This window comes from Cellulomonas sp. ACRRI (assembly GCF_022346185.1).
GTDB lineage: Bacteria > Actinomycetota > Actinomycetes > Actinomycetales > Cellulomonadaceae > Cellulomonas.
This window is the reverse complement of record NZ_JAKRMS010000019.1, coordinates 22268-43208: the sequence shown is the minus strand read 5'-3', so window position 1 is coordinate 43208 and position 20941 is coordinate 22268. Positions and strand designations below refer to the sequence as shown.

Here is a 20941-nt window from a genome sequence, read left to right as displayed (position 1 = left end):
ACCCCGCAGCACCCGCCACGCCCGCACCGCCGGAGGAAGGAGACCCCCGTGCCCGACGCGCCCGACACCCCGCCCGAGCGCGACGCCGCCTCCCGCCACCTGCCGGTGCTGCTGCAGCGGTGCGTCGACCTGCTCGCCCCGGCGCTCGCCGAGCCCGGGTCGGTGCTGGTCGACGCCACGCTCGGCATGGGCGGCCACACCGAGGGCGTGCTCGCGGCGCTGCCGCACGTGCGCGTCGTCGGCATCGACCGGGACCCGCAGGCGCTGCGGCTGGCCTCGGCCCGGCTGGCGCCGTTCGGCGACCGGTTCACCCCGGTGCACGCCGTCTACGACGAGATCCCGGAGGTCGTCGAGCGGCTGGGCCTGCCGGGCGTGCAGGGCGTGCTGATGGACCTGGGCGTGTCCTCGCTGCAGCTGGACGAGGCCGAGCGCGGCTTCGCCTACTCCCAGGACGCGCCGCTGGACATGCGGATGGACCCGACCCGCGGCCGGACCGCGGCCGAGGTGCTGAACACCTACGACGAGGCCGACCTGGTCCGGGTGCTCCGCGAGTACGGCGAGGAGCGGTTCGCCGGCCGGATCGCCCGCCGGATCGTGCAGGCGCGCGAGAAGGCGCCGCTGGAGCGGACCTCCGAGCTGGTCGACCTGGTGCGCGCGGGCATCCCCGCCGCCGCGCGGCAGACCGGCGGGAACCCGGCCAAGCGCACGTTCCAGGCGCTGCGGATCGAGGTCAACGACGAGCTGGCGGTCCTGGCCCGCGCCGTCCCCGCCGCCGTCGAGTCGCTGGTCGTCGGCGGCCGGATCGTGGTCGAGGCGTACCAGTCGCTCGAGGACCGGCTCGTGAAGCGCGCGTTCGCGGCCGGTGCCGAGATCAGCGCGCCGCCCGGGCTGCCCGTGGTCCCGGACACGCACGCGCCGTACCTGCGGCTGCTCACCCGCGGCGCGGAGGAGGCGGACGCGGCCGAGCTCGCCCGCAACCCGCGCGCCCAGTCGGTGCGGCTGCGCGCGGCCGAGCGGCTGCGCCCCACCCCTGAGCACCTGCGCCCCGGACGGGGCGACGCCGGCAGTACCGGCGGTCCGGGCGCCCGCCGCCCGGACCGCGGCCGCGCACCCCGCACCACCCGCACCCCGAACGGACCGAGGAGAACCGCATGAGCGCCGAGCAGGCCGTCCGCGCACCGCGCGTCCGCCCCCGCCCGTCCGCCGCGCCGGCGTCCGCGCCCGAGCGGCCCCGGCTCCGGCTGGTCCGCCCGCCGGCGCAGGCGCGCACGCACGTGCCGTTCGTGGTGACCTGCATGGCGATCCTGGCGGGTGCGCTGCTCGCGGCCCTGCTGCTGAACACGCAGCTGGCGGCGGGCGCGTACGAGCAGCGGTCGATGGACGTCGAGCTGGCGCAGCTCGCGCGCGACGAGCAGTCGCTGTCGGCGGAGCTCGACACGAACAAGTCGCCGGCGAAGCTCGCGGAGAGCGCCGCGGCGCTCGGCATGGTCCCCGCGGGGTCGACGGGGTGGTTGCGGCTGTCGGACGGGACGGTGCAGGGCGACGTCGGGGCCGGGCAGTGAGCACGCCCACCCGCCGCACGTCGGCGCCGGCGCGCCCGGTGCGCGGGGCGACCCGGAGGCCGGCCGCCGGGCTGCCCACCCAGCGCGGTCCGCGCGGCCCGTGGACCCCGCGCCCCGGGGGGCCGAGCGTCGCGATGCTGGACCGCCGTCGCACGGTGCTGGTCGTCGTCGTGGCGCTGCTGCTCACCGTGTTCTCCGGGCGGCTGCTGTGGCTGCAGGGCGTGGGCGGCGACGCGATCGCCGCCGAGGCGCTCGCGAACCGGATGACCCGCGCGGAGCTCGTGGCCTCCCGCGGCACCATCACGGACAGCGAGGGCGAGGTGCTCGCCACCTCCGTCGACCGGTACGACATCGTGGTGAACCAGCACCTGGTCAAGACCTGGTCGACCACCGAGGACGGCACGACCTACTCGGGCGCCGCCGGCGCCGCGCAGCTGATGGCCCCCATCCTCGGGGTCAACGCGGCGGAGCTGGGCGCCAAGCTCGACGGCGACTCCGGCTACCGGTACGTCGCCAAGAACGTGCTGCCCGAGGTGTGGCAGGCGGTCCGCGAGCTGCGGATCAACGGCATCACCTCGGAGCAGGTCGCCGAGCGCGTCTACCCGAACGCCAACCTGGCGGGCAACCTGCTCGGCTGGGTGAACTCCGAGGGGAACGGCGCCCAGGGCCTCGAGGCCACGCTGGACGACCAGCTCTCCGGCACGCCGGGCGAGACCGTGTACGAGCGCGGCGCGGGCGGCCAGCAGATCCCGGGCGGCTACGAGGAGTCGACCCCGGCGACCGACGGCCGCAGCGTGCAGCTGACGATCAACGCCGACATCCAGTGGAAGGCGCAGCAGGCGATCGAGCAGCAGGTCGCCGCGACGGGGTCGGACTCCGGCACGATCGTGATGACCTCGGTCAAGACGGGCGAGGTCCTGGCGATGGCCGAGTCCCGCACGGTCGACCCCAACGACCCCGGCGCCGACGACTCGCTGTGGGGCGGGTCCAGCGCGGTCTCGGACGTCTTCGAGCCCGGGTCGACCGCCAAGATCATCACGATGGCCGCGGCGATCGAGACCGGCATCACGGACCCGCTCGAGCAGTACACGGTGCCCTACACCTACACGACGGCGAACGGCCAGACGTTCAAGGACTCGCACGAGCACGCCGGCATGCAGCTGACGACGACCGGCATCCTCGCCGAGTCGTCCAACACCGGCACCGTGATGATCGGCCAGGACCTGCCCGAGCAGGTGCGGCACGACTACCTGGCCAAGTTCGGCTTCGGCCAGAAGACGGGCATCGAGCTGCCGGCCGAGCAGGCGGGCCGGCTGTGGGACGCGGACAAGTGGGACGGCCGCACGAAGTACGCGGTGCTGTTCGGCCAGGGCCTGTCGGTCACCGCGCTCCAGGCCACGGACGTGTTCGCGACGATCGCCAACGGCGGCGTCCGCGTCACCCCGCACCTGGTCAAGGGCTGGACCGACCCCGACGGCACGTACACCCCGGTCGCCGCGGCCGAGACGACCCAGGTGGTGTCCCCGGAGACCGCCCAGACCGTGCTCACGATGATGGAGAGCGCGGTCGACGAGGGCACCGGGTCCTCGGCGGCGATCCCGGGCTACCGCGTGGCCGGCAAGACCGGCACCGCCCAGGCCTGGGCGGCCGACGGCACCCAGGGCATCACGGCGTCGTTCATCGGCGTCGCGCCGGCGGACGACCCGGAGATCGCCGTGAGCGTCGTCCTGCACAACCCGCGGACGTCCGAGTGGGGCGGCACCGTGGCCGCGCCGGTGTTCTCCGACGTGGCCGGCTACGCGCTGACCGAGCTCGGCATCGCCCCCAGCGGGACGCAGCCGCAGCTCTTCCCGACCACGTGGTGAGTCCCGTGCGCGCCACCTGCACCGTCGCCCCCGCGGGCGCCCGCCCGGCCGTCCCGGTCGCGGGGGCCCGTGGGCCGCGCGGTAGATTCTCCCTATGACGTCCCCGCAGGGCCGGCTGCGCCCGGAGCACCCCCACAGCCGCCGGGTCGCCGACCTCGCCGACGCGTTCGGGCTCGTCAGGACCGGTGCGCCGCTTCCGGCGGACCTCGCGGTCTCGGGGGTGACGGTCGCCAGCGGCGACGCCCTCCCCGGCGACCTGTTCGTCGCCGTCCCCGGCGCCCACACCCACGGCGCGACCCACACGGGCCAGGCCGTGGCGGCCGGCGCCGTGGCGGTCGTCACGGACCGGGCCGGCGCCGAGGTGCTGGCCGCGACCGACGACGAGGCCGTGCGCGCGGTGCCGGTGCTGGTGACCGACGACCCCCGGGCGATCGCGGGCGTGCTGGCCGCCGAGCTGCACGACCACCCGGGCCGCCGCCTGACCACCGTCGGCGTGACCGGCACCAACGGCAAGACCACCACGATGTACTTCGTCGAGGCGGCGCTGCGCCGGGTGCACGAGCGCACGATCGTCATGGGCACCGTCGAGCTCAGGATCGGCGAGGAGGCGATCGAGAGCCCCCGGACCACGGTCGAGGCCCCGGTCGTGCAGTCGATCCTGTCCCGCGGGCTGGAGCGGGGCGCGAGCGCGGTCGCGATGGAGGTCTCCTCGCACGCGCTGGCGCTGGGCCGCATGAACGGGCTGGAGCTCGACGTCGCGGGGTTCACGAACCTGCAGCGCGACCACCTGGACTTCCACGGCGACATGGAGGGCTACTTCCGCGCCAAGGCCCAGCTGTTCCGCCCGGGCCATGCGCGGCGCGCGGTCGTGGTCGTCGACGACGAGTGGGGCCGCCGGCTGGCGGACGATGCGGAGATCCCCGTCGACACCGTCGCGACGCACGTCGGCGCCCCGGAGGGGGAGACCGCCGACTGGGCCGTGACCGAGGCCGACGTGGGCCTGGACGGCGTGGGCTCGACGTTCACGCTGCGCGGGCCGGACGGCACGGAGCACCGCGCGGCCAGCCCGCTGCCCGGCCTGGTCAACGTGTCGAACGCCGCCCTGGCGGTCGTGCTGGCGCACCGCGCCGGCGTGCCGCTCGACGTCGCGATCGACGCGGTCGGCACCGCCTCGGGGGTGCCGGGCCGGATGGAGCGCGTGATCGAGCGCCGCGGCGGGGCGAGCCCCCGGCCGCTGTGCCTGGTCGACTACGCGCACACCCCGGACGCCCTGGTCCTGGCGCTGGAGGCCGTGCGGCCGATCACGCCGGGCCGGCTGATCATCGTCTTCGGGTCCGACGGCGACCGCGACCGCGGCAAGCGGCCCCTGATGGGCCGGATCGCCGCGCGGCTCGCGGACGTGCTGGTCGTCACCGACGAGAACCCCCGCTCGGAGGACCCCGCGTCCATCCGGGCCGCCATCCTGGACGGGGTGCGCGAGGAGCGCCCCGCGCTGGCCGACGTGCACGAGGCCGTCAGCCGGACCCAGGCCATCCACGACGCCCTCGACCTCGCGACGGAGCTGGACACCATCATCATCACGGGCAAGGGCCACGAGCCGACCCAGGAGATCGCCGGGGTCTTCCACCGGTACAACGACCGCGACGTGCTGCGCGCGGCGGACGCCGCCCTCGCGGCGCGCGAGGCGCGGGAGCAGACCGCGTGATCGCGATGACGGCGGCGGAGGTGGCGGCCGCGACGGGCGGACGGCTGTCCCCGGAGGGCCTCGACCCCGCCACGGTGGTGACCGGGCCGGTCGTGGTGGACTCCCGCCAGGTCCAGCCCGGCTCGCTGTTCGTGGCGCTGCCCGGCGAGCACGCCGACGGCCACGACTTCGCGGCCGCCGCGGTGCGCGCGGGCGCCACGCTGGTGCTCGGCTCGCGGCCGGTGACGCAGGACGGCCCGGACGACGCCGGCCCGACGGCGCTGCCGGTGGTCGTGGTGGCGGACGTGGAGCGGGCGCTGGGCGACCTGGCCCGCGTCGTGCTCGAGCGGCTCCGCGAGGCGGCCGTCGAGCCCGGCGGCACGGACCTGCGGGTCATCGGCGTCACCGGCTCGGTCGGCAAGACGACCACCAAGGACCTGCTGGCGCAGCTGTGCGCCGCCGCGGGCCCGACGGTCGCGCCGGAGAAGTCGTTCAACAACGAGATCGGCCTGCCCCTGACGGTGCTGCGCGCCGACGAGCAGACCCGGTTCCTCGTGCTCGAGATGGGGGCGTCCGGCATCGGGCACCTCACCTACCTCACGGACATCGCGCCGCCCGACGTGGCGGTGGTGCTGGTCGTGGGCCACGCGCACCTGGAGGGCTTCGGCGGGATCGAGGCCGTGGCACGCGCCAAGGCCGAGCTGGTCGCCGGGCTCGCCCCGGGCGGCACCGCCGTCCTGAACGCCGACGACCCGCGCGTGCTCGCCATGGCCGCGCAGGCGCCGGGCGCCGTCGCCACCTTCGGCACCACCGAGGGCGCCGACGTGCGGGCCGTGGGCCTGCGGGTCGACCGTGCCGGCCGCGCCGGGTTCACGATCGACGCCGGGCGGGTGCCGCCGGTCGAGGGCGACGGCTCGCGCGAGACGGCCGAGGTCGAGCTGCGCCTGGTCGGCGAGCACCACGTGCACAACGCGCTCGCCGCGGCCGCGGCCGGGCTCGCCGTGGGGCTGCCGCTCGCGGACGTCGCGGCCGGCCTGTCCGCCGCCGACGCGATCAGCCCCCACCGGATGCACGTCGTGGAGCGTCCCGACGGCATCACCGTCATCGACGACTCCTACAACGCCAACCCGGACTCGATGCGGGCCGCCCTGCGGGCGCTCGCCGTGGTGTCCGGGCGCGAGCGGCGCTCGGTCGCCGTGCTCGGCGAGATGATGGAGCTCGGCGAGGACGCCCGCCGCGAGCACGAGGCGATCGGCCTGCAGGTGGTGCGGCTGAACGTGGGCCTGACCGTCGTGGTCGGGTCCGGCGCGCTGGGCATCTTCGCGGGCGCGCAGCGCGAGGGCTCCTGGGGCGACGAGGTGGTCATGGTCGACGACGTCGACGCGGCCACCGCGTTCCTCGAGCGCGAGCTGCGCGCGGGCGACGTCGTGCTGCTCAAGGCGTCGAACGGCGCCGGCCTGTGGCGCCTGGGCGACCTGCTCACGGACACGGGGGTGCGGGCATGATCTCCGTCCTCGTCGCCGGCGGCGTCGCGATGGTGGTCGCGCTGCTCGCCACCCCGCTGTTCATCACCTTCCTGGTCAACCGGCAGTACGGGCAGTTCATCCGCCAGGACGGCCCCACGGCGCACTACACCAAGCGCGGGACGCCGACGATGGGCGGCGTCGTCATCATCGGCGCGACGCTGATCGGCTTCGGCGTCGCCGCCCTGGTCACGGGGAACCTGCCCAGCGCGTCCGCGCTCCTGGTGCTGTTCCTGATGACCGGGCTGGGGTTCGTCGGCTTCCTCGACGACTACATCAAGATCTCCCGCCAGCGCAGCCTCGGGCTGTCCGCGCGGTGGAAGATCGTCGGCCAGGGCTTCGTCGGCATCACGTTCGCGGTGCTCGCGCTGCAGTTCCCGGACGCCACGTTCCGCACGCCGGCGTCCACCAGCATCTCGTTCATCCGGGACACCGGCCTGGACCTCGCGTTCGCCGGGGCGACGATCGGCGCGATCCTGTTCGTGATCTGGGCGAACTTCCTCATCACCGCGTGGTCGAACGCGGTGAACCTCACCGACGGGCTCGACGGTCTGGCGACGGGCTCGTCGCTGATCGTCTTCGGCGCCTACGTCATCGTCTGCGTCTGGCAGTTCAACCAGCGCTGCGGGCTGATCGAGAGCGCCAAGTGCTACGCCACCCGCGACCCGCTGGACATGGCGGTGGTCGCCGCGGCGGTGACCGGCGCGTGCTTCGGCTTCCTGTGGTGGAACGCCAGCCCCGCCAAGATCTTCATGGGCGACACGGGCTCGCTGGCGCTCGGCGGCGCGCTGGCCGGCATGTCGATCGTCACCCGCACCGAGGTGCTCGCGGCGATCATCGGCGGCCTGTTCGTCATCATCGTGCTGTCCGACGTGATCCAGATCGGCTTCTTCAAGCTGACGGGCAAGCGGGTGTTCAAGATGGCGCCGCTGCACCACCACTTCGAGCTGTCGGGGTGGGGCGAGGTCACGATCGTCATCCGGTTCTGGCTGATCGCCGGGCTGTTCGTGTCGCTCGGCATCGGGATCTTCTACGCGGAGTGGGTGACGGGCTGACCGTGGCTGCCGACCTGACAGGGGCCGAGGGGCTGGGCCGGGCGCGGGTCGTCGTCGCGGGGCTCGGCGTGTCCGGGCGGGCCGCGCGCGACGTGCTGGCCGGCCTCGGGGCTCGCGTGACCACAGTCGACGACCGGGCCCCGGACGCCGACGCCTCCGACGTGGCCGCGTTCCTCGCCGGCGGCGGCCTCGACGGCGTCGACGTCGTCGTGGCGTCGCCCGGCTGGCCGCCCGCGCACCCGCTGCTCGCCGCCGCCCGCGCGGCCGGCGTGCCGGTGTGGAGCGAGGTCGAGCTGGCCTGGCGCCTGCGCGTCGACCGGGACTCCGGGGACGGCCCCGCGCCGTGGCTCGCCGTGACGGGGACCAACGGCAAGACCACGACGGTCGAGATGCTGGCCTCGGTGCTGCGCGCGGCCGGCCGGCGCACCGCCGCGGTCGGCAACGTCGGCACGCCGGTGGTGCTGGCCGCCACGGACCCGTCGCTCGACGTGCTCGCGGTCGAGCTGTCGTCGTTCCAGCTGCACCACACCGAGTCGATGGCCGCGCAGGCGGCGGTCGTGCTCAACGTCGCCGCGGACCACCTGGACTGGCACGGCTCCCTGGACGCGTACGCCGCCGACAAGGGGCGGATCTACTCCGGGGTCGAGGTCGCCTGCGTCTACAACGCCGCCGACCGGACGACCGAGGACCTGGTCCGCGAGGCCGAGGTGGCCGACGGCGCGGTCGCGGTCGGGTTCACCCTCGGGTCGCCCGGGGTCGGGCAGGTCGGCCTCGTCGACCGGATGCTCGTCGACCGCGGCTTCGCGACCCTCCGGCACACGCACGCGGCCGAGCTCGCGACGTTCGACGACCTGGCCCACCTCGCCGGCCCGGACGGCCTCGCGCCGCACGTCGTGCAGAACGCCCTCGCGGCCGCGGCCCTCGCGCTCGCGCACGGCGTCCCGCCCGAGGCCGTGGGGGAGGGTCTGCGCGCCTACGCCCCGGGGGCCCACCGGATCGCCACCGTCGCCGAGGTCGACGGCGTCCGCTACGTCGACGACTCCAAGGCCACCAACGCGCACGCCGCCGCCGCCTCGCTCGCCTCCTTCGCCGAGGGCAGCGTCGTGTGGATCGCCGGCGGGCTCGCCAAGGGCGCCACGTTCGACGACCTGGTCGCCCGCCGCGCGGACCGGCTGCACGCCGTGGTGCTCATCGGCGAGGACCCCACGCCGCTCGCGGACGCGCTCGCCCGACACGCGCCGCAGGTCCCCGTCGTCCGCGTGGATCCCGGTGACACTGGGACCGTGATGTCCCGCGCCGTGACCGAGGCCCGCCGCCTGGCGGACACCCGCGGCGCGGCCGGCACCACGGTCCTGCTCGCACCCGCGTCCGCCTCGATGGACCAGTTCGCCTCGTACGCCGCGCGCGGCGAGGCGTTCGCCGCCGAGGTGCGCGCCCTGCACCCGAGGGGGTGACCCCGGCGCCGATGGCCCAGACGACCGACGCCCCGGCACCCCGCGCCGCCGCGCCGCGGCCCTCGCGGCTCGGGCAGTGGAACAGCGCCGTCACGAGCTACTACCTGCTCGTCGGCGCCACCATGGTGCTGCTCGTCCTCGGGCTGGTCATGGTGCTGTCGTCGTCGTCGGTGGACTCGCTGGCCTCGGAGAAGTCGCCGTACACGGTGTTCATCGGGCAGGCGCAGTACGCCCTGATCGGCCTGCCGCTCATGTGGGTGGCGTCGCGGATCAAGCCCGCCACCTACAAGCGGCTCGCGTGGCCGCTGCTCGGCCTGGGCGTGGTCGGCCAGCTGCTGGTGTTCTCCCCGCTGGGCCGGAGCAAGGGCGGCAACCAGGGGTGGATCTACCTGCCCGGGTTCTCCGCGCAGCCGTCCGAGGCGCTCAAGCTCGCGCTGGTCGTCTGGCTCGGGATGATCCTGGTCCGCAAGCAGCCGATGTTCGACGACTGGAAGCACGCGGCGATCCCGGCGGTCCCCATCGCGGGCGGCGCGATCGGCCTGGTGCTGCTCGGGCACGACCTCGGGACGGCGATGATCATGATCGTCCTGGTGGCCGGCGCCCTGTTCGTCGCCGGGGTGCCGATGCGGATCTTCGCCGGCGCGGGCGTGCTCGCGGCCGTGGTGGTGGCCGCCCTGGCGATCGGCAGCCGGAACCGGGTCGACCGGATCCTCAACTTCTTCAGCGGCACGTGCGACCCCACAGCGGGCTGCTACCAGACGAAGCACGGCCTGCAGGCCCTGGCCACGGGCGGCTGGTTCGGCCTCGGCCTCGGCCAGAGCCGCGAGAAGTGGTCCTACCTGCCCGAGGCGCACAACGACTTCATCTTCGCGATCATCGGCGAGGAGCTCGGCCTGATCGGCACCCTGCTCGTGCTCGCGCTGTTCGGCGTGCTGGCGTTCGCGATGATCCGGGTGATCGCCCGGCACCGCGACCCGTTCGCCCAGATCGTCACCGGCGGCGTCGCGGCGTGGATCATCGGCCAGGCGCTGGTGAACATGGGCGTGGTCGTCGGCCTGCTGCCCGTCATCGGCGTGCCGCTGCCGCTGGTGTCGGCGGGCGGCTCGGCGCTGATCACCACGCTGGTCGCGCTCGGCGTCGTCATCTCGTTCGCGCGCACCGAGCCCGGCGCCGCGGAGGCGCTCGCCGCGCGGCCGAGCGTGGTCCGCAGGTCCCTCGCCGTGATCGGCCGGACCCGTGCCTGACCGCCGCCGTCGCGCCGCCGTGACCCGGCGCCGCGCGCGCCCCACCCCGACCTGAGCGGCCACCCGCCGCGCCCGACCCGCCTGCCCGTGACCCCGGAGGACCCCGTGACCGCACCCGACGCCCCCACCGGCCCGGCGGAGGGCGCCGAGCCCCGTCCGCGCGCGGTCCTGCTCGCCGGCGGGGGCACGGCCGGGCACGTGAACCCCCTGCTCGCGGTGGCGGAGGAGCTGCGCGCCCGCGACCCCGAGCTGCGGGTCGCGGCGCTCGGCACCGCGGAGGGCCTGGAGGCGCGGCTGGTGCCGGAGCGCGGGCTCGAGATGTTCGTGGTGCCGAAGGTCCCGCTGCCCCGGCGGCCGACGCTCGACTGGGTCCGGCTGCCGCGGCTGCTGCGCGAGGCCGTGGACGCCGCGGGTGCCGCGATCGACGAGATCGGCGCGGCCGCGGTCGTCGGCTTCGGCGGCTACGTGTCCACGCCCGCGTACCTGGCCGCGCGGTCCCGCGGCGTGCCGGTCGTCGTGCACGAGCAGAACGCCCGGGCGGGGCTGGCGAACCGGCTGGGCGCCCGCCGCGCCGCCGCGGTCGCGGTCACCTTCCCGGGGACCCGGCTGCCGCGCGCGCAGGTGACCGGCCTGCCGCTGCGCCCCGAGATCGTCGACCTGCTGGCCGCGCGCGCCACGGACGCGGGCGGCACCCGGCGCCGGGCCGCCGCCGAGCTCGGCTTCGACCCCGATCGGGTCGCGCTGCTGGTCACCGGCGGCTCGCTCGGCGCGCTCTCCGTGAACCGCGCCGTGGCGGCGCAGGCGCGCGCGATCCTCGCCACCGGCGCCGAGGTGCTGCACCTCACCGGCACCGGCAAGGCGGAGGAGGTGCGGTCCGCCGTCCGCGGGGTGCCCGGCGCCGAGCGGTACCACGTGCGCGAGTACCTGGCGGAGATGGAGCAGGCGCTGGCCGTGGCCGACCTGGTGCTCTGCCGGTCCGGGGCGGGGACCGTGAGCGAGCTCGCGGCCCTCGGCATCCCCGCCGTCTACGTGCCGCTGCCGGTCGGCAACGGCGAGCAGCGGCTCAACGCGCAGCCGGTCGTCGCCGAGGGCGGCGGCGTGCTGGTGGCGGACGAGGCGCTGACGGGGGAGTGGATCGCGGCGAACCTGCTGCCGCTGCTCGCGCCCGAGGCCGCCGACCGGCGCCGGGAGATGGGCGAGGCGGCCGCCCGCGTCGGCGTGCCGGACGCGGCCGGCCGGGTCGCGGACCTCGTCGAGGACGCGATCGCCGAGGGCGAGCGGCTCGCCGCCGAGCGTGCCGAGGCGGAGCGGGCGGCGGCCGAGCGGGCGGCGGCGCAGGAGGCCGAGCGCGCGGAGCGGGCCGAGCAGGACCGGCTCGCCGCCGAGCGGGCCGAGGCCGAGCGGGCCGCGGAGGAGCGGGTCGCGGCGGCGGCCGACGTCCCGGGTGGTGAGCCCGCCGAGGACGCCGCCGACGGCACGGACGCGCCCGACGGCACGGACGCGCCCGACGGCACGGACGCGCCCGACGGCGGCGCGACCGGGTCCGCCGGCGTCGCCGCGCCGCCCCTGACGGTCGCCACCCCCGCGGTCGAGCCGGACGCACCGCGCCCGGACGCGGGCGACCGGCCCGCGCCCGCCGGCGCGCTCGCCGACCTGGGCCGGGTGCACCTCGTCGGCGTCGGCGGCGCCGGCATGTCCGCGGTCGCCGGCCTGCTGGCCGCGCGCGGCCTGACGGTGTCCGGTTCCGACGCCAAGGACGGCCCGGCCCTGGACGGCCTGCGCGCCGCCGGCGTCACCGTGCACGTGGGCCACGACGCCGCGCACGTCGAGGACGTCGACTCGGTCGTCCTGTCGAGCGCGATCCGCGAGTCCAACCCCGAGCTCGCCCGGGCGCGCGAGCGCGGGCTGCCGGTGCTGCACCGCTCCGAGGCGCTGGCCGCGCTCATGGCGGGCCGCATCGGCATCGCGGTCGCCGGCGCGCACGGCAAGACCACGACCTCCGCGATGGTCGCCACGGCGCTGGCCGCGGCCGGCCGCGAGGACGACGTGCTCGACCCGTCGTACGCCATCGGCGGCACGGTGCTCACGCCCGAGGGGGCCACCCCCGGGTTCCGGACCGGCGCCGGGGAGGCGTTCGTCGCCGAGGCCGACGAGTCCGACGGCTCGTTCCTGGCCTACGCGCCCGCGGTGGCGGTCGTCACCAACGTCGAGCCCGACCACCTGGACCACTACGGCACCACCGAGGCGTTCGAGGCGGCGTTCGCCGCGTTCGCGGACCGGGTGCTGGACGGCGGCGCGCTGGTCGCGTGTCTGGACGACCCGGGCGCCGCGCGCCTCGTGTCCGAGGTCGGCGAGCGGCTGACCCGGCGCGGCGTGCGCGTACTGACCTACGGCACGGACGCCTCGATCGGCGAGCTGGGCCCCGACCTCGTCGTCGGCCCCGTCGTCGCCGCGGGGGGAACCTGGCGCACGACCCTGACCTCCCGGTCGGCCGAGGTGCCGGGCGCCGACCTCGCCCTGGCCGTGCCCGGGGAGCACAACGCCGCGAACGCGGCGGCCGCGTACCTCGCGGCCTGGGCCGTGGGCGCCGACCCGGCCGCGGTCGCCGGCGGGCTCGGGGAGTTCCGCGGGACCGGCCGCCGGTTCGAGGACCGCGGCACGGCCGCCGGCGTGCGCGTGGTCGACGACTACGCCCACCACCCCACCGAGGTCGCCGCGCTGCTGCGGACCGCGCGCGGCGTCGCCGGGGACGGCGCGGTGCACGTGCTGTTCCAGCCCCACCTGTACTCGCGGACCCGCACGTTCGCCGCGGAGTTCGGCGCGGCGCTCGACCTGGCGGACACCGTCGTGGTGACCGACGTGTACGCCGCGCGCGAGGACCCGGACCCCGAGGTGTCCGGCGACACGATCGTGCAGCGCGTGCCCACGCCGGGCCGCGCGCGGTTCGTGGCGGACCGGCACGCGGCGGCGCGGGCGGTCGCGGCCGCCGCCGCGCCCGGCGACCTGGTGCTGACCGTGGGGGCCGGGGACGTGACCGAGCTCGGGGCCGAGGTGCTGGCGGCGCTGGCGGCCGCCGGTGCGCCCGCGCCCGGTGGCGCGGAGGCCGGTGCCGCGGAGGCCGGTGCCGCGGAGGCCGGCGCCGCGGCCGTGCACGACGACGCCCCGGAGGCGGAGCAGGCGTGACGCCCCCGCAGCGCCCCCGCCCGCCGCAGCCGCCACGTCCCGCGGCGCCCCGGCCCGCTCCCGCGCGCCGGCCGGCGGCCGGGGCGACCGCGGACGTCGACGGCGCCACGGCCCCCACCGCGGCGGTGCCCTCGGCCGGCCGCGCCGCGACCCCGCGCGCGGACGGCCGTCCCGCGGCCCCGCGGCCCGCGGCACCCCGGCCGGCCGGGACCGGCGGTCCCGCGCGCACGGCGGAGACCCCCGTGTCGGCGCCCGCCGCGGTCGGCCGCCGCACCTCCGGCTCCACCGCGCTCGCGCCGCGCACCGGCGCGTTCCCCGTCCGTCCGCCGGTGGTCAGCCAGGGCTCGGCCGCGCGGTTCGCCGAGCGCGCCCGCGCCCGCCGCCGTCTGGCCTGGCGGCAGATCCTCATCGCCGCCGGCTCCGTGGTCGTGGTCGCGGCGCTCGCGTGGCTGATGCTGCTGTCGCCGGCGTTCGCGCTCGACACCGAGCAGGTGCGGGTCGCGGGGGCCGGGACCGTGGTGGCCGTCGACCAGGTGCGGGCCGTCGTCGACGACGAGGGAGGTACCCCGCTGACCCGGCTGGACACCGCCGCGCTGCGCCAGCGGCTGCTCGACGTCCCCGGCGTCCGGGACGCGACGGTCACCCGGGACTGGCCGCACGGCCTCGCCGTGCAGCTCGTGTCCCGCGAGCCGGTCGCCGCGGTGCCCGAGGCCGCCGACGTCGCCCAGCACGCCGAGGGCGACGACGCGTCCGGGGCGGGCTACGCCCTGGTGGACCAGGACGGCGTGAAGGTCGGCCGGTCCGACGTCCCGCCGGAGGGCCTGCCGGTCGTCGAGGTGCCGGTGGGGGACGCGCGGATCCTGTCCGCGGCGCTCGGCGTGCTCGAGGCGCTCCCCGAGGACCTGCTCGCGGCCATCGGGCAGGTGTCCGCCGGCACCCAGGACACCGTGCGGTTCACCCTGCGGGACGGGGCGACCGTGGAGTGGGGGAGCGCGCAGGACTCGGCGCTGAAGGTGGCGGTCCTGCAGGCCCTGCGCGCGGCGCCCGAGACGGCGGGCTCCGCGCGGTACGACGTGACCGCGCCGACGATGCCGGTCGTCGGGTGATCCCGCCCCGACACGCGCGCACCGGTCGTTGAACGACCCCCGCACGCCACATACCGTCACACCTAGACAGAACTGACATAACTATAACCCTCAACTTGAGGGTGAAGGTTCGTCGACATCGCGAGACGAGAGGCACCCACCGTGGCAGCTCCGCAGAACTACCTGGCGGTCATCAAGGTCGTCGGCATCGGTGGTGGCGGCGTGAACGCCGTGAACCGCATGATCGAGGTCGGCCTCAAGGGTGTCGAGTTCATCGCCATCAACACCGATGCGCAGGCCCTGCTCATGTCGGACGCCGACGTGAAGCTCGACGTCGGCCGCGAGCTGACCCGCGGCCTCGGCGCCGGCGCCGACCCCGAGGTCGGCAAGAAGGCCGCCGAGGACCACGCGGAGGAGATCGAGGACGTCCTGCGCGGCGCCGACATGGTCTTCGTGACCGCGGGCGAGGGCGGCGGCACCGGCACCGGCGGCGCGCCCGTCGTGGCCCGCATCGCCCGCTCGCTCGGCGCGCTGACCATCGGCGTGGTGACGCGCCCGTTCACCTTCGAGGGCCGCCGCCGCACGGTGCAGGCGGACTCCGGCATCGAGGCGCTGCGCGCCGAGGTCGACACCCTCATCGTGATCCCGAACGACCGCCTGCTGTCGATCTCCGACCGCTCGGTGTCGGTGCTCGACGCGTTCCGCTCCGCGGACCAGGTGCTGCTCTCCGGTGTCCAGGGCATCACCGACCTCATCACGACCCCGGGCCTGATCAACCTGGACTTCGCGGACGTGAAGTCCGTGATGCAGGGGGCGGGGTCGGCCCTCATGGGCATCGGCTCGGCCCGCGGGGAGGACCGCGCGGTGCAGGCGGCCGAGCTGGCGATCTCCTCGCCGCTGCTCGAGGCCAGCATCGACGGCGCGCACGGCGTGCTGCTGTCCATCCAGGGCGGCTCCGACCTCGGCCTGTTCGAGATCAACGAGGCCGCCCGACTGGTGCAGGAGGCCGCGCACCCCGAGGCCAACATCATCTTCGGCGCGGTCATCGACGACGCCCTCGGCGACGAGGTGCGCGTGACCGTCATCGCCGCCGGCTTCGACGGCGGTGCCCCGGTGGTCCGCCGCGACGCCCGCGGGCTCGGCCAGGTGAGCGCGGGCGGCGGCCAGGCCGCGCCGCAGGTCCCCGCCTCGATCCCGCCGGCCGCCGCCGTGCCGACGACGACCGCGGCGCACGCCGCCGTCCCGCCGCGTCCCGTGGGCCCGGACGAGGAGCGCCGCCAGGCCGCCGAGGTCCCGGCGTTCCTCACCCCGGACCAGGCCGCGGGCACCAGCCAGCTCGAGGTCCCGCGGATCTTCGAGGAGGAGGTCGCCCGCCGCAAGGAGGACGACCTGGACGTGCCCGACTTCCTCAAGTAGCCCCATGGCGCTGCCGGTCCTCGGGGTCGACCTCGGCCCGGGCGTCCGCGCGGGGTTCACCACCCGCGCGGGCGGCGTGAGCGAGCCGCCGTGGGCGGAGCTGGACCTGGGGCTGCTGGTCGGCGACGACCCGGCGCACGTGCGGGAGAACCGTGCGCGCGTCGCGGCCTGGGCCGGTGCGCCCGTGGCGTGGGCCACCCAGGTGCACGGCGCGGACGTGCACCTGGTGCGGGGTCCCGGCGACGCCGCGGCCGACACCGTGGGGGAGGCCGACGCACTGGTGTCCGCCGTCCCCGGCACCGCGGTCGGCGTGCTGGTCGCCGACTGCGTGCCCGTGCTCCTGGCCGACCCGGTCGCCCGCGTCGTCGGAGCGGTGCACGCCGGGCGGCGCGGGCTGGTCGCCGGGGTCGTACAGGCCGCGCTCGCGACGATGGTCGCCCGCGGCGCCGACCCGGCCCGCGTGCGCGCCGTCGTCGGCCCCGCGATCAGCGGCGCCCGGTACGAGGTGCCGGCCGCGATGCGCGACGAGGTCGACGCCGCGGTGCCGGGCACCGCCTGCACGACGGACGCCGGCACGCCCGGGCTCGACCTGCCGGGCGGCGTCGCGACGGTCCTGCGCGCCGCGGGGGTGGGCGACGTGCGGCTCACCGGGTGGTGCACCGACGCGGACGACCGGTTCTACTCGCACCGGCGCGCTCAGCACGCCGGGACGACCACGGGGCGGTTCGCGGGGGTCGTCGCGCTCGCGGAAATGCCGGGCGACTGATATGTCCGGAAATCCTGTCCACGACACGGCGACACGCCGCGTGTCGGAACCCGGCCGCATCCAGGCGCATTGCTAGCGTGACGGCGCAGGAGATGTGAGCAATTCGGGGATGGAGTGATCGCGATGGCCGGAGCGCTGCGCAAGACCATGCTGTACCTCGGGCTTGCCGACGACCGGGGCGAGCACGACCAGTACGTCGACGAGTACGACGAGCCGGAGGCGACGGTGGGACAGGACTACGAGGCCGAGGTCACGCCGCTGCGCCGCGAGCCGGCGCCGGAGCGACCCGTCGCCGCCGCCGCCCCCGCGCCGCGGCACGACGGCGAGGTGCGGCGGATCACCACGATCCACCCGCGCTCGTACAACGACGCGCGCAAGATCGGCGAGGCGTTCCGCGAGAACACCCCGGTGATCATGAACCTGTCCGACATGGACGACGCCGACGCCAAGCGCCTGGTGGACTTCGCGGCCGGCCTGATCTTCGGCCTGCACGGCGCGATCGAGCGGGTGACCAACAAGGTCTTCCTGCTGTCGCCGCAGTCGGTGGAGATCACCGGCGACGGGCGCGCCCCCGAGGGCTCCCGCGCCGGCTTCTTCAACCAGAGCTGACGGGGATCGGGGAGACTGGGACGCGTGACCCTCGTCCTCGGCCTGCTGCAGATCGTCGTCCTGGCCTTCATCCTGGTCCTGCTCGTGCGCCTCGTCCTCGACTGGGTGCAGTACTTCGCGCGGGAGTGGCGCCCGCGCGGCGCGGCGCTCGTCGTCGCGGAGATCACGTACTCCGTGACCGACCCGCCGCTGCGCGCCCTGCGGCGGCTCATCCCGCCGCTGACCCTGGGCTCGGTGCGCCTCGACCTGGCGTTCCTCGTGCTCATGCTCGGCTGCTCGTTCCTGCTCTCGCTGCTGGGGGCGCTCGCCGCATGACGCGCACCCGCGCGCAGCTCGCCGGCCCGGCGGCCGGCACCCGCCCGCGCCCCGCCGACCGGGTCGCGTGCACAAACCGGAATGTCCGCTACGGTGGCCCGAGGTGGTCGGCGGACTGCCACCGGCTCGACCCAGTACGACCGAAGAGGTGACGACGATGGCACTGCTGACAGCAGACGACGTCCTGAACAAGAAGTTCCAGGCGACGAAGTTCCGCGAGGGGTACGACCAGGACGAGGTCGACGACTTCCTCGACGAGGTCGTGAACACCCTCCGGGAGACCCAGAGCGAGAACGAGGACCTCAAGTCCAAGCTCGCCGCGGCCGAGCGCCGGATCGCCGAGCTGAGCCGCCAGGGGGCGCAGGCCGCCCAGGCGCCGAAGCCGGAGGCCGAGAAGCCCGCGCCCGCCCCGGTCCCGGCCGCCGCCCCGGCGCCGGCCCCGGTCGCCACCGCGCCGGTCGCGCCGCAGCGGCAGAGCGAGCCCGAGTCGGCCACCGGCATGCTCGCCCTCGCCCAGAAGCTGCACGACGACTACGTGCGCAGCGGCCAGGAGGAGGGCGACCGCATCGTCAACGAGGCGAAGGGCCAGGCCCAGCGCATCGTCCGCGAGGCGGAGGAGACCTCGGCCCGCACGCTCTCGGAGCTGGAGCAGGAGCGGTCGATCCTCGAGCGGAAGATCGACGAGCTGCGCGTCTTCGAGCGCGACTACCGCACCCGCCTCAAGAGCTACCTCGAGAACCTGCTCGGCGACCTCGACAACCGGGCGAGCGCGCTCCCGCAGCGCGGCGCCCAGGGTGCCACCCCGTCCGTCTGACGGATCGCACGCTCGTCACCCACGACACACCACGCCCGGCTCTCGGGCGTGGTGTGTTGTGCGTCCAGGTCACGGGCGATTAGTCTCTGCGGACTCATCTGAGGAAAGAGGACCCGACGTGGCCATCAACGACTCGCTCGACGCGCCCGCTGCCCGACCGCTGCCCGACCTGACGGACGCGGCCACCCGGTTCCCGGTCCGCGCCGGTGAGGAGCCCTGGACCGAGCAGGAGGTGCAGGAGGTCGCCACCGAGCTGATCAGCGAGATCGACCGCCTGACCTCCGAGCTCGCCGCCGCCGACGAGGAGCTGTCGAACCTGCTCCGCAACTCGGGTGACGGCGCGGGCGACGACCAGGCGGACTCCGGCTCCAGCGCGCTCGAGCGCGAGCACGAGCTCACGCTGGTGAACAACACCCGGGACATGCTCGAGCAGACCACGCGCGCCCTGGCCCGCATCGACGCCGGCACGTTCGGCCGCTGCGACTCCTGCGGCGAGGCGATCGGCAAGGCGCGCGTGCAGGCGTTCCCGCGGGCGACCCTGTGCGTGTCGTGCAAGCAGCGCGAGGAGCGCCGCTGACGCCTCGCGATCGACCGCGTGACGACGGCCCCCCGGCGCGACGCCGGGGGGCCGTCGTGCGTCCGGGGCCCCGTGCGCCCGTAGACTCCTGCGCGATGTCCGCCACCTCCGGCCCCGCGGCCGACGACGCGCGCCGCGACGCCGCGTCCGCCGCCCCCGTGCCGCCCGCGTCCCACCCCGCCGCGCCCGGGGCCGGTGCGCCCCAGGCGCCCGCCTCGACCCCCGTGGTCGTCGCGCCGGCGCGCCGTCGGCGCCTCGTCGCCACGCTGGTCGCCCTCGCCGCGGTGACGCTGGTGCTCGACCAGGCGACCAAGGCCTGGGCGCTCGCCGGCCTGGACGAGGGCGTCCGGCACCCCGTGCTCGGCGACCTGCTCGGCCTGCAGCTGCTGTTCAACCCGGGCGCCGCGCTCGGGCTGGCCACCGGCACGACCTGGCTGCTGACGGTCGTGGCCATCACCGTCGTCGTGGTGATCGTCCGGGTGTCCCGGCGGCTCGGGTCGACGGGCTGGACGATCGCGCTGGGCCTGCTGCTCGGCGGCGCGCTCGGCAACCTGGTCGACCGCCTGATCCGCGAGCCGGGCGTCTTCGTGGGGCACGTCGTGGACTTCATCGCGTACGGCGACCTGTTCGTCGGGAACGTCGCGGACATCGCGATCGTGGCCGCCGCGGGCCTGCTCATGCTGCTGTCCCTCATGGGCGTGCGGCTCGACGGGACGCGCGAGCGCCGCGAGGAGCCGGCGGCGGAGGACGCCGCGACCGACGGGGCCGGTGACGCGGCCGGCGACGCGGCCGGGAGCGGGCGCGCCGATGGCTGACGTCCGCACCCTGCCCGTCCCGGACGCCCTGGCCGGCGAGCGCGTCGACGCGGCGCTGTCCCGCATGCTCGGGCTCTCCCGCACCCGCGCGGCGGAGCTCGCCGAGGCCGGCCACGTGCGCGTCGACGGCGTCGCGGTGGGCAAGTCGGCCCGGCTGCCCGGGGACGCGTGGCTCGAGGTCGAGCTGCCGGCGGTCGCCGAGGTGTCCACGGTGCCGACCGAGGACGACGTGCCCGGGCTGCGCGTGGCCTACGAGGACGACGACGTCGTCGTGGTCGACAAGCCCGTCGGCGTCGCGGCCCACCCGTCGCCGGGCTGGACCGGCCCGACCGTCGTCGGCGTGCTGGCGGCCCGTGGCTACCGGATCTCGACGTCGGGCGCCGCCGAGCGCCAGGGCGTCGTGCACCGGCTGGACGTCGGCACCTCGGGCCTCATGGTCGTCGCCAAGAGCGAGCACGCGTACACGGTGCTCAAGCGCGCCTTCAAGGAGCGCACGGTCGACAAGGTCTACCACGCGCTCGCCCAGGGCCACCCGGAGCCCACCACGGGGACGATCGACGCCCCGATCGGGCGGCACCCCAGCCAGGACTGGAAGTTCGCGGTGACGGCCGAGGGCAAGCCGTCGGTGACGCACTACGAGGTGCTCGAGATGCTGCCCGCCGCGTCGCTGTGCGAGGTGCACCTCGAGACCGGCCGCACCCACCAGATCCGGGTGCACTTCCAGGCGCTGCGGCACCCGCTGGTCGGGGACCTCACCTACGGCGCGGACCCGGCCCTCGCGCAGCGCGTCGGGCTGACCCGGCAGTGGCTGCACGCGGTCCGGCTGGGCTTCGCCCACCCCGCCGACGGGCGGCACCTGGAGGTCACGAGCGAGTACCCGGCGGACCTGTCGCACGCGCTGGAGACGCTGCGGGACGGGTACCGCTGAACCCCGCGGTGTGACGTCCGCCGGGCCGCGGCGGGGCGGTGCCGGC

The 20941-nt window shown here is 76.0% G+C and carries 18 protein-coding genes; all 18 read left to right on the top strand.

Annotation, left to right across the window (positions count from 1 at the left end):
* Positions 1–48: 48 nt before the first annotated feature.
* The 18 genes from rsmH (at position 49) to MHY85_RS06080 (ending at position 20895) form a co-directional block, all read left to right on the top strand.
* The gene (gene rsmH / locus MHY85_RS06170; RefSeq protein WP_239194224.1) at positions 49–1155 is read left to right on the top strand and encodes a 16S rRNA (cytosine(1402)-N(4))-methyltransferase RsmH; all 1107 of its coding nucleotides are present in this window, start codon (positions 49–51) and stop codon (positions 1153–1155) included.
* Positions 1152–1562, top strand: coding sequence for a hypothetical protein (locus MHY85_RS06165; protein WP_239194223.1), 411 nt, complete (start codon positions 1152–1154; stop codon positions 1560–1562). Before rsmH ends, MHY85_RS06165 begins: the two co-directional genes overlap by 4 nt.
* 134 nt (positions 1563–1696) lie before the next feature.
* Positions 1697–3427, top strand: a complete 1731-nt coding sequence (locus MHY85_RS06160; RefSeq protein ID WP_239194221.1) for a penicillin-binding protein 2 — start codon at positions 1697–1699, stop codon at positions 3425–3427.
* 94 nt (positions 3428–3521) lie between these two features.
* Positions 3522–5132 (top strand): UDP-N-acetylmuramoyl-L-alanyl-D-glutamate--2,6-diaminopimelate ligase, encoded by a 1611-nt coding sequence (locus MHY85_RS06155; protein WP_239194219.1) that lies wholly within the window; start codon positions 3522–3524, stop codon positions 5130–5132.
* Complete coding sequence (murF, locus tag MHY85_RS06150; protein ID WP_239194217.1) at positions 5129–6616, top strand: UDP-N-acetylmuramoyl-tripeptide--D-alanyl-D-alanine ligase; 1488 nt, start codon at positions 5129–5131, stop codon at positions 6614–6616. Before MHY85_RS06155 ends, murF begins: the two co-directional genes overlap by 4 nt.
* Positions 6613–7689 (top strand): phospho-N-acetylmuramoyl-pentapeptide-transferase, encoded by a 1077-nt coding sequence (gene mraY / locus MHY85_RS06145; RefSeq protein WP_239194207.1) that lies wholly within the window; start codon positions 6613–6615, stop codon positions 7687–7689. The genes murF and mraY overlap by 4 nt, the downstream gene beginning before the upstream one ends.
* A gap of 2 nt (positions 7690–7691) precedes the next feature.
* Complete coding sequence (gene murD / locus MHY85_RS06140) at positions 7692–9143, top strand: UDP-N-acetylmuramoyl-L-alanine--D-glutamate ligase (protein WP_239194205.1); 1452 nt, start codon at positions 7692–7694, stop codon at positions 9141–9143.
* An 11-nt stretch (positions 9144–9154) separates the two neighbouring features.
* Entirely contained in the window at positions 9155–10387 is a 1233-nt protein-coding gene (ftsW, locus tag MHY85_RS06135) for a putative lipid II flippase FtsW (protein ID WP_239194203.1), read from the top strand.
* A 105-nt stretch (positions 10388–10492) separates the two neighbouring features.
* On the top strand, positions 10493–13570 hold the full coding sequence (gene murC / locus MHY85_RS21750; protein WP_308191325.1) for a UDP-N-acetylmuramate--L-alanine ligase: 3078 nt from the start codon (positions 10493–10495) through the stop codon (positions 13568–13570).
* Between the two features lie 242 nt (positions 13571–13812).
* Complete coding sequence (locus tag MHY85_RS06120) at positions 13813–14676, top strand: FtsQ-type POTRA domain-containing protein (RefSeq protein ID WP_239194201.1); 864 nt, start codon at positions 13813–13815, stop codon at positions 14674–14676.
* 141 nt (positions 14677–14817) lie between these two features.
* Positions 14818–16071 carry a cell division protein FtsZ gene (gene ftsZ / locus MHY85_RS06115; protein ID WP_158373190.1) on the top strand — a complete coding sequence of 418 codons (1254 nt, stop codon included), beginning with the start codon at positions 14818–14820 and terminating at the stop codon, positions 16069–16071.
* 4 nt (positions 16072–16075) lie between these two features.
* A complete protein-coding gene (gene pgeF, locus MHY85_RS06110) occupies positions 16076–16837 on the top strand; it encodes a peptidoglycan editing factor PgeF (protein ID WP_239194199.1) in 762 nt (253 codons plus the stop codon).
* A 123-nt stretch (positions 16838–16960) separates the two neighbouring features.
* On the top strand, positions 16961–17446 hold the full coding sequence (locus MHY85_RS06105) for a cell division protein SepF (RefSeq protein WP_147793781.1): 486 nt from the start codon (positions 16961–16963) through the stop codon (positions 17444–17446).
* Positions 17447–17470: 24 nt separating this feature from the next.
* Entirely contained in the window at positions 17471–17761 is a 291-nt protein-coding gene (locus tag MHY85_RS06100; RefSeq protein ID WP_239194197.1) for a YggT family protein, read from the top strand.
* 157 nt (positions 17762–17918) lie between these two features.
* Positions 17919–18575, top strand: coding sequence for a DivIVA domain-containing protein (locus MHY85_RS06095; protein WP_147793779.1), 657 nt, complete (start codon positions 17919–17921; stop codon positions 18573–18575).
* A gap of 124 nt (positions 18576–18699) precedes the next feature.
* The gene (locus MHY85_RS06090; RefSeq protein WP_374233003.1) at positions 18700–19152 is read left to right on the top strand and encodes a TraR/DksA family transcriptional regulator; all 453 of its coding nucleotides are present in this window, start codon (positions 18700–18702) and stop codon (positions 19150–19152) included.
* Positions 19153–19247: 95 nt separating this feature from the next.
* Positions 19248–19967 (top strand): signal peptidase II, encoded by a 720-nt coding sequence (locus MHY85_RS06085; protein WP_239194195.1) that lies wholly within the window; start codon positions 19248–19250, stop codon positions 19965–19967.
* A complete protein-coding gene (locus MHY85_RS06080) occupies positions 19960–20895 on the top strand; it encodes an RluA family pseudouridine synthase (RefSeq protein WP_239194193.1) in 936 nt (311 codons plus the stop codon). The genes MHY85_RS06085 and MHY85_RS06080 overlap by 8 nt, the downstream gene beginning before the upstream one ends.
* Positions 20896–20941: the final 46 nt, after the last annotated feature.